The sequence below is a fragment of the Bacteroides cutis genome, assembly GCF_900241005.1.
Lineage (GTDB): Bacteria > Bacteroidota > Bacteroidia > Bacteroidales > Bacteroidaceae > Bacteroides > Bacteroides cutis.
This window is the reverse complement of record NZ_OEST01000003.1, coordinates 287,310-299,156: the sequence shown is the minus strand read 5'-3', so window position 1 is coordinate 299,156 and position 11,847 is coordinate 287,310. Positions and strand designations below refer to the sequence as shown.

At 40.7% G+C, this 11,847-nt stretch carries 13 protein-coding genes and 1 tRNA gene; 11 read left to right on the top strand and 3 right to left on the bottom strand.

Annotation, left to right across the window (positions count from 1 at the left end):
- Positions 1–127: 127 nt before the first annotated feature.
- Positions 128–201: transfer RNA gene (locus tag C1A09_RS08550), tRNA-Thr, on the bottom strand.
- A gap of 235 nt (positions 202–436) precedes the next feature.
- On the opposite strand from C1A09_RS08550, the gene C1A09_RS08545 reads away from it, so the two are divergent.
- Genes C1A09_RS08545 through C1A09_RS08520 form a run of 6 tightly spaced genes read left to right on the top strand, consistent with a single transcriptional unit; the run spans position 437 to position 4,847 of the window.
- Positions 437–1,009, top strand: a complete 573-nt coding sequence (locus tag C1A09_RS08545; protein ID WP_101543134.1) for a DUF4199 domain-containing protein — start codon at positions 437–439, stop codon at positions 1,007–1,009.
- Between the two features lie 23 nt (positions 1,010–1,032).
- Complete coding sequence (locus tag C1A09_RS08540) at positions 1,033–1,983, top strand: glycosyltransferase family 2 protein (RefSeq protein WP_101543133.1); 951 nt, start codon at positions 1,033–1,035, stop codon at positions 1,981–1,983.
- 2 nt (positions 1,984–1,985) lie between these two features.
- Positions 1,986–2,471: a DUF6452 family protein gene (locus C1A09_RS08535; protein WP_101543132.1), complete on the top strand. Its 486-nt coding sequence runs from the start codon at positions 1,986–1,988 to the stop codon at positions 2,469–2,471.
- On the top strand, positions 2,440–3,207 hold the full coding sequence (locus C1A09_RS08530) for a DUF6048 family protein (RefSeq protein ID WP_101543131.1): 768 nt from the start codon (positions 2,440–2,442) through the stop codon (positions 3,205–3,207). The genes C1A09_RS08535 and C1A09_RS08530 overlap by 32 nt, the downstream gene beginning before the upstream one ends.
- 13 nt (positions 3,208–3,220) lie before the next feature.
- Positions 3,221–3,802, top strand: a complete 582-nt coding sequence (locus tag C1A09_RS08525) for a manganese efflux pump MntP (RefSeq protein ID WP_101543130.1) — start codon at positions 3,221–3,223, stop codon at positions 3,800–3,802.
- A gap of 22 nt (positions 3,803–3,824) precedes the next feature.
- Positions 3,825–4,847, top strand: coding sequence for an FAD:protein FMN transferase (locus C1A09_RS08520; RefSeq protein ID WP_101543129.1), 1,023 nt, complete (start codon positions 3,825–3,827; stop codon positions 4,845–4,847).
- Positions 4,848–4,925: 78 nt separating this feature from the next.
- Here C1A09_RS08520 and C1A09_RS08515 read toward each other — a convergent pair whose 3' ends face one another.
- Entirely contained in the window at positions 4,926–5,294 is a 369-nt protein-coding gene (locus tag C1A09_RS08515) for a DMT family protein (protein WP_101543128.1), read from the bottom strand.
- Positions 5,295–5,336: 42 nt separating this feature from the next.
- The gene (locus C1A09_RS08510; protein ID WP_101543127.1) at positions 5,337–6,101 is read right to left on the bottom strand and encodes a PP-loop family protein; all 765 of its coding nucleotides are present in this window, start codon (positions 6,099–6,101) and stop codon (positions 5,337–5,339) included.
- Positions 6,102–6,270: 169 nt separating this feature from the next.
- Here C1A09_RS08510 and C1A09_RS08505 point away from each other — a divergent pair, with 169 nt between their 5' ends.
- The 5 genes from C1A09_RS08505 to mnmE all read left to right on the top strand — a co-directional run bounded on the left by C1A09_RS08505 (position 6,271) and on the right by mnmE (position 11,774).
- Entirely contained in the window at positions 6,271–7,701 is a 1,431-nt protein-coding gene (locus C1A09_RS08505) for a tetratricopeptide repeat protein (protein ID WP_101543126.1), read from the top strand.
- Between the two features lie 7 nt (positions 7,702–7,708).
- Positions 7,709–8,179: an NfeD family protein gene (locus C1A09_RS08500; RefSeq protein ID WP_101543125.1), complete on the top strand. Its 471-nt coding sequence runs from the start codon at positions 7,709–7,711 to the stop codon at positions 8,177–8,179.
- A gap of 41 nt (positions 8,180–8,220) precedes the next feature.
- Entirely contained in the window at positions 8,221–9,222 is a 1,002-nt protein-coding gene (floA, locus tag C1A09_RS08495; protein ID WP_101543124.1) for a flotillin-like protein FloA, read from the top strand.
- A gap of 92 nt (positions 9,223–9,314) precedes the next feature.
- Positions 9,315–10,193 (top strand): nucleoside phosphorylase, encoded by an 879-nt coding sequence (locus C1A09_RS08490; protein WP_101543446.1) that lies wholly within the window; start codon positions 9,315–9,317, stop codon positions 10,191–10,193.
- 195 nt (positions 10,194–10,388) lie between these two features.
- The gene (mnmE, locus tag C1A09_RS08485; protein WP_101543123.1) at positions 10,389–11,774 is read left to right on the top strand and encodes a tRNA uridine-5-carboxymethylaminomethyl(34) synthesis GTPase MnmE; all 1,386 of its coding nucleotides are present in this window, start codon (positions 10,389–10,391) and stop codon (positions 11,772–11,774) included.
- Positions 11,775–11,847: the final 73 nt, after the last annotated feature.

Sequence of the window (11,847 nt, the reverse complement as noted above, 5' to 3'; positions counted from 1 at the left end):
GCATTTTTGAAGGTTAGTAGATAAACATGTGTTAGTGAAAAGTAAGAGGTGGCAGCTCCTTCGGATCTGCCACCTCTTTTTGTTGATAAAAAAAGAGAAATACAATTTCTAATACATCTCTTTTCTGAGCCTCTTGTCGGATTCGAACCAACGACCCCGAGATTACAAATCACGTGCTCTGGCCAACTGAGCTAAAGAGGCAGGGGTGGGTAAGCTTACTATATCGCGCCGCTACAACCAACTACCTTTGCTGCGATCAAGCCCTGGAGGATTTGAAGGGAGCTGGCCGTATAGGACTTACCCATGTTTGCGGGTGCAAAGGTAGGCATTTTTTTTAAACCTGCAATACCCTACTCCAACTTTTTTCAACTTTAACAGGTAGACAAAGCGTTACAACCAATATTATTTATAACTTTGCAGCATATTTCTTAGAAAAATGACAGAAAATAAAGGTTACATGCAAAGATATGCAATGCTGTTCGGTACATATATGGGAGGATACTGGATTTTAAAATTCGTTCTGTTTCCTTTAGGTTTGACAGTACCGTTTCTATCTTTCCTTTTCGTGGGACTTACTCTATGTGTTCCTTTTATGGGATATTATTACACACGAATGTATCGCAATCAGGTATGCGGAGGCGGCATCAGCTTCCTGCACGCGTGGGTATTCACGGTTTTTATGTATATGTTTGCTGCACTGCTGACTGCTGTGGCACATTATATCTATTTCCGTTTCATCGATCATGGCTTTGTAATCAATGCCTACGAAGCGCAGATAGACATTCTCGCCCAAAGCAACATTCCCGAAATGAAAGTTTATACCGATGTATTCCGAGATACTTTAAATATGGCAAGATCTCTCACTCCGATAGATATAACCATGCAATTGGTTTCATGGAATGTTTTCTGTGGTTCATTATTGGGCATCCCTACAGCGTTGTTTGTTATGAGACGTAAGAAAAATGAATTACGAAAAAATGACAATAATAATAACCTATTTCAATTGTAAACCATAAAATCATTAATAAACAGATGGATATTTCAGTTGTCGTTCCTTTGTATAATGAAGAAGAATCACTTCCGGAACTGTTCACATGGATTGACCGGGTGATGAAAACCAATGGTTTCTCATACGAAGTGATTTTCATCAATGACGGAAGTACCGATCGTTCCTGGCAGGTAATTGAAGAATTACAAGCTAAATCTGAAAAAATACGGGGTATCAAGTTCCGTCGCAATTATGGTAAGTCACCGGCACTTTATTGTGGCTTTGAGCAAGCTCAAGGTGACGTGGTAATTACAATGGATGCTGACTTGCAAGATAGCCCGGATGAAATACCGGAACTTTACCGCATGATTATGCAGGACGGCTATGATCTGGTATCCGGCTGGAAACAAAAACGGTATGACCCGTTGTCAAAGACATTGCCCACCAAGCTGTTTAATGCAACCGCCCGTAAAGTATCCGGTATCAAGAACCTGCACGACTTTAACTGTGGACTGAAAGCTTACAGGAAAGAAGTCGTAAAAAATATCGAAGTATACGGTGAAATGCACCGCTACATTCCCTATTTAGCGAAGAATGCCGGTTTCAGTAAGATAGGTGAGAAAGTAGTACATCATCAAGCACGTAAATACGGGAAAACTAAATTTGGCCTGAACCGTTTTGTCAATGGCTACCTGGATCTGATTTCACTCTGGTTTTTGTCTGCTTTCGGTGTAAAACCTATGCATTTTTTTGGTCTATTGGGTTCATTGATGTTCGTGCTCGGTTTCATATCCGTCGTTATTGTAGGTGCTAGCAAACTGTATCACATGTACAATGGATTACCCTATCGGCTCGTCACAGACTCTCCTTATTTTTATTTGTCACTGACATCCATGATTATCGGTACACAATTATTCGTTGCCGGTTTCCTCGGTGAGTTGATTTCACGTAACGCCCCCGAACGTAACAAGTATCAAATCGAGAAAATGATTTAACAATGAAAAGATTAATCAGATTTATCATATTCGGAGCTATCCTATACCCTATGCTGAGTGTAGTCGTATCATGTTCAGAAGAAGCGGATTGTTCTATGGCAACACGTGCCATGATGCAATGTTACCTCTATACTATCGACAAAGAAACAGATGTAGTATCCAAAGATACTCTTGATTCACTAACGATAACTGCATACGGTACAGATTCTATCATTATCAATAACCAGAAAAAGGTAAAAGACTTGTCATTACCGTTAAGATATACAGCCGATTCAACCGTACTTATATTCCATTACAGCAAAACATTGACGGATACGGTCATCATTTACCAGACCAACACGCCCTATTTCCTGTCAATGGATTGCGGATATCAGATGAAACAGTCTATCAACAGAGTAAAATGTAGTTATCACAAATTAGACTCCGTCTATCTTTTAAATAAAGAAGCCAGTATTTATGGGACAGAAAATCTTAAACTATTCTATTAGTCTGGCACTTTGTTTGCTGATGTCTTTCCCGTTATGGGCACAGAACCGAAACACTTCCTCCTCTCCAAAGAGCGTACCGCCTCCTACGGAAAAGAAGGACGCGAAGGAAGAAGTGTATTATCCGCTCTACAATGGTGTTTCTGTTGGTGTGGATTTATGGGGACTGGGTAGTAAAGTTATAGGAGGTGACTTTTTGAGTTCGGAAGTAGTATTGGATGTTAACCTTAAAAATAGATTTTTTCCTATTGCAGAAATTGGATATGGTTCAACAGATACCTGGAGCGACAAAGGTATACATTACAAAAGCGGAGCGCCCTATTTCCGTATCGGAATGGACTATAATGCATTGTTCAAGAAGAAGTTTCAACATAAGTTACTTGTCGGACTACGTTATGGTGTAAGTAGCTTTAAATATGATATAGAGTCGCTTGCCATAAATGACCCTGCATATGGTGGAAGTATAGGTAATCCTAATCTGGAAGATAATATCTGGGGAAGCAGCATGCCCTTCAACTACAAAGGAATGAAAGGTTCCATGCAATGGCTTGAATTTTGTGTCGGTATAAGGGCGCATATATGGAAAGAGTTGTACATGGGATGGGCTATCCGTTTTAAATTTCGTATGTCATCTTCCACCTATGAACATGGTGACCCTTGGTATGTACCAGGATATGGAAAATATAGCGGAAACACAATGGGAGTGACTTACACCATAACGTATAAACTACCATTCTAAAATAAATCAGACAATGACTAACTTAGAAATCTGGCTGCTTGCCGTGGGACTTGCGATGGATTGTTTTGCAGTTTCCATAGCCAGCGGAATTATCATGAAACGTATTCAGATGCGATCAATGTTGACAATGGCATTTTTTTTCGGTCTCTTCCAAGCCCTTATGCCTTTGTTAGGATGGATTTGCGCCAGCACTTTCAGTCATTTGATAGAGAGTATAGACCACTGGATTGCGTTCGGAATTCTGGCCTTCCTAGGCGGACGTATGATAAAAGAATCCTTTAAAGATGATAACTGTAAACACGAGTATGACCCTACCCAATTAAAAGTAGTTCTAGCTTTGGCAGTAGCTACCAGCATTGATGCATTGGCAATAGGTGTATCATTCGCTTTTCTTGGTATCAAAGGAATATCGGGCATACTTTCTCCCATCGGCGTCATTGGCTTCGTTTCATTTATCTTGTCTATGATAGGTCTATTCTTCGGAATACGCTTTGGTTGCGGCATTGCTCGCAAATTACATGCAGAATTATGGGGAGGAATTATTCTTGTCCTTATCGGAACAAAAATATTAATTGAGCATTTATTCTTTAACTAACTTTTCCTCAGATATTACAATTATGGATAAGAAAGTACAACGAAATTTTTTATGGATTGCCCTATTGGCATTGGGTACAATTTGGATACTTGCGCGCCACAACCACATGGTTCCTTATCAGACTACCAGTGGATTGATTTTTGGCACGATTTATAACATCACTTATCAATATGATGGAAATCTGAAAGATGAAATCGAAACTGAGCTCAAACGTTTCGATGGTTCTCTATCCCCTTTTAACGATACGGCAACCATTACCCGTATCAACCGTAATGAAAACATCGTTGCCGATACTTTCTTTATCAATGTATTCCGTCGAAGTATGGAGATATCCAAAGAAACGAACGGTGCTTTCGATATAACGGTAGCCCCCTTAGCAAATGCATGGGGGTTCGGTTTCAAAAAAGGTAGATTTCCTGATTCTATTATGATAGACAGCTTGCTAGATATTACCGGATACGCCAAAGTTGTACTGACTGAAGAAGGAAAAGTAATGAAACAAGACCCGCGTATCATGCTTTCTTGCAGCGCTGTGGCTAAAGGATATGCGGTGGATATCATCGCACAACTCCTACAGGAAAAAGGTATCCATAATTTTATGGTAGATATAGGCGGGGAAGTTGTAGTCCATGGAAAAAATCCGAAAAACAATCTCTGGCGTATCGGTATCAATAAACCGATTGACGATTCACTGGCCATAAATCAAGAATTACAAACTGTGCTGGAAGTCACCAATGTAGGTATAGCTACCTCCGGTAATTACCGTAATTACTATTACAAAGACGGAAAGAAATATGCCCATACCATTGACCCGCGTACGGGTTATCCGATTCAACACAACATCTTGTCCGCCACCGTCATTGCCAAGGACTGTATGAGTGCCGACGCATACGCCACAGCATTTATGGTGATGGGATTAAAAGAAGCCGAACGCTTTGCTGATGCACATCCGGATATTGATGCTTGTTTTATTTACACCAATAAGAAAGGAGAACTCCAAACGTTCTTCACGAAAGGGATGGAAAAGTATACAGGGAAAAAATAGGAGTTTATTTGATTTATGATTTGACGAGGTGCGAGGTACAATTGAAACTACTCATGAAACCATAAATCAAATAAATTGTCATTTATAAAACACGAAGTACACCGCCAGTACTAAACATACAAAGGCTACAAAGTGATTCCAATGCAGTGCTTCTCCTTTGAAGAGTACCGTTGTAAATATCGTAAAGATAATCAACGTAATAACCTCTTGAATAACCTTTAGTTGCATGAGTGAAAACGGACCGCCATTGCCTATAAAGCCAATCCGGTTCGCCGGAATTTGAAAAGAATACTCCGCTAAGGCAATTCCCCATGAAAACAATATGACAGCATAAAGAGGCCAATTAGATATAACTTTCATTTCCTGTAACTTCAAATGCCCATACCACGCAAACGTCATAAAGACGTTAGACACTATCAATAACAAAATGGTATAAAATACTTTCATATTAATAATTTATAGTTAATGTTTAATGATTTATAGTATAGACTATTCCATTTCTGTTTTAGAAACATGAGAGATAGGTAACAATTCTTCCTGAATATTACTCATACTTCCCCACAAACTATAGCGTGCTTCCGGATTCATCTCCTCCAATTGACGCAATATCCCTTTCATCGTACTACGGCTTGATTGCGTCTCATATGGGCAGTTTTTTACCTGTTTCCGATATCCCCTCATCTGCGCCAATTCAATCAAATCAGTCTCATGTACCAGACACATAGGCCGGATGACCGTCATATCAAATTTCTTCATAACCAGACGAGGCGGCATCGAACTGAATGCTCCTTGATAAGTAATGTTCATCAACAAGGTCTCCAGAATATCATCCATGTGGTGTCCCAACGCAATTTTATTACATCCCTGTTCCTTAGCAACTGTAAACAAGGCCTTGCGTCTATTCCAGGAACAAAGAAAACAAGGAGACTTACGAATGTCGGTACTTGCATTGAACTCCGTTTCATATACCAAAAAAGATACTCCCCACGACTCCGCATATTTTCTCAAATACTCCACATCACTCTGATAAGGAATATTCCGCATCACCACATGAACCGCCATTATCGAAAACTTCGGCTTGAAAATACGGGCACGCCGTGCAAGCAGTTCTACCAGTGCCAATGAATCTTTGCCACCAGAAAGTCCGATAAGGATTTTATCTCCATCTTCTATCAGGCCATATTCTACTACCCCTTTCATTAATCTCTTTTCAATGCGGCGTAGCGTCTTTTCCTCTTCTGTATATTTTGTCATTCAGTTCTACTCATATTAATATTTATTCACATAATCTGTAATGAACAGCTGCAAAAATAACTGAAAAGTATGATTTAAAGAAGAATTAACATAATAGAATTATGGAATACGGTATTATTCACGATTAATTTGTATTTTTGAACTTCTGAAAAATCAAGCAAATTATCGTATGAAAAAAATATATATTCTATTTCTGCTCTTCTGTATTTTTGCAATAGGTGCTTCGGCACAAACTTTGGCACAAGCCAAAGCGCTCTATGATAAAAGACAATATGAGCAAGCCAAACCCGCTTTCAAGAAATTCGTTAAATCACAACCCTCCAATGGGAACTACAACTTGTGGTATGGCGTTTGTTGCCTGAAAACCGGGGAACCAGAAATTGCCGTGAAACATCTGGAAAATGCGGTAAAAAGGCGTACTCCAAGTGGCCAGTTTTATCTGGCACAGGCATATAATGACATTTATCGTTTCGAGGATGCTGTTCAAAACTATGAAGAATATATCACTGATCTCACTAAGAGAAAACGATCTACCGACGAAGCAGAAAAACTTCTTGAAAAGAGCAAAACCAACCTCCGTATGTTAAAAGGAGTGGAACAGGTTTGTTTCATTGATAGTTTTGTAGTAGACAAAAAGAATTTTCTCGATGCTTACAAAATCAGTCCGGAGTCGGGCAAACTATTCATGTACGATGAATATTTCCAAACACCCAATGGAAAGGGCGGTACTGTTTATGAAACAGAACTGGGTAATAAAAACTATTATAGTAGATTCCAGAAAGACAGCACATTAAGCATTCTATCCAGTAACAAAATGCAGGGAGAATGGAGTAAAGGAAATCCATTGCCCGGTAGTATCAATGAAGCGATAAATGCCAATTATCCATATGTATTGACGGACGGTGTCACTATCTATTATGCAGCGGATGGTCCCGGTTCCATAGGAGGATATGACATCTTTGTCACACGATATAATACAAATACAGACAGTTATCTGACTCCAGAAAATGTAGGTATGCCTTTCAATTCTCCATATAACGACTATATGTATGTCATTGACGAATTCAACAACCTTGGTTGGTTTGCTTCTGACCGTTATCAGCCCGAAGGAAAAGTTTGTATCTATGTGTTCATCCCTAACTCCTCCAAACAGGTATATAATTATGAAAACATAGATAACAACAAACTAATTCAGCTTGCTCAAATTCATTCAATAAAAGATACTTGGACTGACTCCAAAGCAGTGAAAGAAGCGCAACAACGTTTAAAAGAAATTTTCCAACAGAAACCTCAAGTAAAGAAAACTCATGATTTTGAGTTTGTGATTGACGACGAACACGTTTATCACGAAGCAGATGATTTTCGTTCTCCACAGGCTAAAACTTTTTTCGAAAAATATTTTCAATTGGAAAAGAGTTATAACCAACAACAAAATAAACTTACAGATTTGCGTAACCAATATATCCGTGCAACTAAGAGTGAAAAGGAAAAGATGGCTCCTGCCATCCTTGACCTCGAAAAACGGGTACGACAGCTTGCCGTCGAAACAGAACAAGCAGGTGTAAAGGCACGTAATCAAGAGAAGCAAACCTTTAAATAGTATAACTATGAACATACTTATTATCGTAGTACTGGTCATTGCAGCAGTCATTCTGTTTTTAGTGGAATTATTTATAATTCCGGGTATCAGTATTGCAGGTATCCTGGCAGGTGGATGTATCATTTATGCCAACTATTATGCCTTTGCCTACATGGGACCGGTAGCAGGTTTCATTACTCTCGCCGTATCGGTTATCGCCTGCATCGGATCATTGGTATGGTTTATGCGCTCCAAAACTTTGGACAAGATAGCATTAAAAAAGAATATCACCTCGAAAGTAGACCGTAGTGCAGAAAATAAAGTTAAAATTGGAGATACCGGTATCACTACTACCCGGCTTGCACTTATCGGTTATGCTGAAATCAACGGTGACATCGTAGAAGTGAAATCTACAGACGGATTTATGAATGAGAAAACTCCGGTGATCGTAAACCGTATTACAGATGGAATTATCTTGGTAGAAAAGTTCAAACCCTGAGAAGTAAATATTTTATATTAAATAATTAATAACTAAATCACATGGATCCAAGCACAATGTATCTGACCGCCTTCCTTATCATAGGAGGTATCATTTTTCTGGTACTGTTTTTCCATTATGTACCATTTTTCCTATGGCTGTCTGCCAAAGTCTCAGGAGTTAACATATCATTGGTACAACTATTCCTCATGCGTATCCGTAATGTACCTCCTTACATCATCGTGCCGGGTCTGATTGAAGCGCACAAAGCCGGCTTGAGCAACATAACCCGTGACGAACTGGAGGCTCACTACCTTGCCGGCGGTCACGTTGAAAAGGTAGTGCACGCACTGGTATCAGCTTCCAAAGCCAACATCGAACTGCCGTTTCAGATGGCTACTGCTATTGACCTTGCCGGCCGTGATGTGTTTGAGGCTGTACAGATGTCAGTAAACCCGAAAGTTATTGATACGCCTCCTGTTACCGCAGTTGCAAAAGACGGTATCCAGCTGATAGCCAAAGCGCGTGTAACGGTACGTGCCAATATCCGTCAACTGGTGGGTGGTGCAGGTGAAGATACTATCCTCGCCCGTGTAGGCGAAGGTATCGTATCTTCCATCGGTTCTTCCGAAAATCATAAGTCAGTATTGGAAAATCCAGATTCTATTTCTAAACTTGTGCTCCGCAAAGGTCTGGATGCCGGTACCGCTTTTGAAATCTTATCCATTGATATCGCCGACATTGATATAGGTAAAAATATCGGTGCTGCCTTGCAAATAGATCAAGCGAATGCTGACAAGAATATTGCACAGGCAAAAGCCGAAGAACGTCGTGCTATGGCAGTTGCCAGTGAGCAGGAAATGAAAGCCAAAGCACAGGAAGCCCGAGCCAAAGTAATCGAAGCAGAAGCAGAAGTACCTAAGGCCATGGCAGAAGCTTTCCGTAGCGGGAATCTGGGTATCATGGATTATTATCGGATGAAAAATATTGAAGCCGATACTTCCATGCGTGAAAATATTGCCAAACCGACCACCGGTCCTTCTACACAACCGCTAAGTAAATAAACCGGTAAACAAACTTATAGAAACGTCGGAACCGGTGAACAGAAACCGCATTCCGGCGTTTTTTTATAAACCAACGAATTAAAACTATGGATATGAAAAAGTATTTTGCATCTTCCGAACTGATTATCAATGAAGACGGTTCAGTTTTCCATCTCCACGTCAAACCTGAATGGCTGGCAGATAAGGTTATCTTAGTAGGTGATCCCGGACGAGTAGCATTAGTCGCTTCTCATTTCGATACTAAAGAATGTGAGGTAGAAAGCCGTGAATTCAAGACCATCACCGGTACTTACAAAGGCAAACGTATCACGGTTGTTTCCACAGGTATCGGCTGTGACAATATCGACATTGTGATGAATGAACTGGATGCTTTGGCAAACATTGATTTCAAGACTCGCGAAGAGAAACCGCAACTACGCCAACTGGAACTGGTACGCATCGGCACGTGTGGCGGTTTACAACCATATACTCCGGTAGGAACCTTCGTATGTTCCACAAAATCCATTGGTTTTGATGGTCTTCTGAATTTCTATGCCGGGCGTAATTCGGTGTGTGATCTTCCCTTTGAACGTGCATTCCTGAATTACATGGGATGGTCGGGCAACATGTGTGCCCCCGCCCCATACGTCATCGATGCCAATGCTGAATTGATAGACCGCATTGCGCAAGAGGATATGGTACGTGGCGTAACAATTGCTGCCGGCGGTTTCTTCGGTCCTCAAGGACGTGAACTCCGCGTGCCATTGGCTGATCCACATCAAAATGACAAGATTGAAAAATTTGAATATAACGGCTGCCACATCACAAACTTTGAAATGGAAAGTTCTGCCTTGGCAGGACTTAGCCGCTTAATGGGACACAAAGCTATGACCGTATGCATGGTAATCGCAAACCGCCTGATAAAAGAAGCTAATACAGGATATAAAAATACGATCGACCATCTTATTCAGAAAGTACTCGATCGTATTTAAACACCTTGCGACAAAGTCTATACCGTTTTCCTCAGATGGCCCCTAATGAATAAGACTTAGTAATAATCTCATTCATACTGCCTTCCATGCCTATTGGTTTATATAAGGTTACGATAAAAGCCAATAACTGACACAGGCATAAATTTATTTTGTAAGGAAACTATTATCTTTTTCAAATAAAACAAGCTGAAAATCATGAACCAAGATACTATTTGTGCCATAGCCACCGCTCAAGGAGGAGCCATCGGATGTATTCGTGTATCCGGCCCGGAAGCCATCGAAATTACTTCCCGCATCTTCACTCCTGCCGCAATGGGCAAGAAGCTGAAAGATAGCAAACCTTATACCCTCACCTTCGGACGAATCCATGAAGGATCCGAAATTATTGATGAAGTACTTGTCAGCTTGTTTCGCGCCCCTCATTCCTATACGGGAGAAAACAGCACAGAAATTACCTGCCACGGTTCAGTCTATATCCTGCAAAAAGTTTTGCAATTACTCATTACCAATGGTTGCCGTATGGCACAACCGGGTGAATATACCCAGCGTGCATTCCTCAACGGGAAAATGGATTTAAGTCAAGCAGAAGCCGTTGCCGACCTTATCGCTTCATCCTCCGCTGCCACCCATCGTCTCGCCATGAGCCAAATGCGTGGTGGTTTCAGTAAAGAACTTACTTCCTTGCGTGATCAGTTACTACATTTCACCTCTCTCATCGAACTTGAACTGGATTTCAGCGACCACGAGGAACTGGAATTTGCCGATCGTTCAGAGCTTTGCCGGTTAGCGGACAACATTGAAAAAGTTATTTCTCGATTGGCAGATTCTTTCAGTGTAGGCAATGCTATCAAGAACGGTGTTCCTGTAGCCATCATCGGTGAAACAAATGCAGGCAAATCTACTTTACTCAATGTCTTGCTCAATGAAGAAAAAGCCATTGTCAGCGATATTCATGGCACTACCCGTGATGTGATAGAAGATACAGTTAATATAGGCGGTATCACTTTCCGATTTATTGATACGGCAGGTATCCGCGAAACTAATGATACGATCGAAAACCTTGGTATCGAACGTACATTCCAGAAACTGGAGCAAGCTGAAATCGTCCTCTGGATGATAGATGCCACAGATGTGACTACCCAGATCGTACAATTATCCCAACAAATACTTCCTCGTTGTGAAGGCAAGCAACTGATCCTTGTATGTAACAAAGCCGACTTAGTATCAGACATCCAAAACTTCCCCCCCATAGACTTCCCTGATAACGTAAAGTCTATCGTCATTTCAGCAAAAAAGCGTGAGCATATCGAAGAACTTCAACAACTGTTGATAGCTGCCGCCAACCTTCCTACAGTCACCTCAAACGATGTCATCGTTACCAATATCCGCCACTACGAGGCATTGACAAATGCACTAGAAGCAATTCACAGAGTTCAGGAAGGCTTAGCCAACAATCTTTCCGGAGATTTCGTTTCTCAAGACATCCGGGAATGCATATTCCATTTGAGTGATATTGCAGGGGAGGTAACAAATGATATGGTGTTAGGGAATATATTTGAACATTTCTGCATCGGCAAATGATGGCTTGGAAACAGCCGTAACCAACTATAATCATTTAGAATAAAGTCGCTGTATATCAGCGACTTTTCTATTT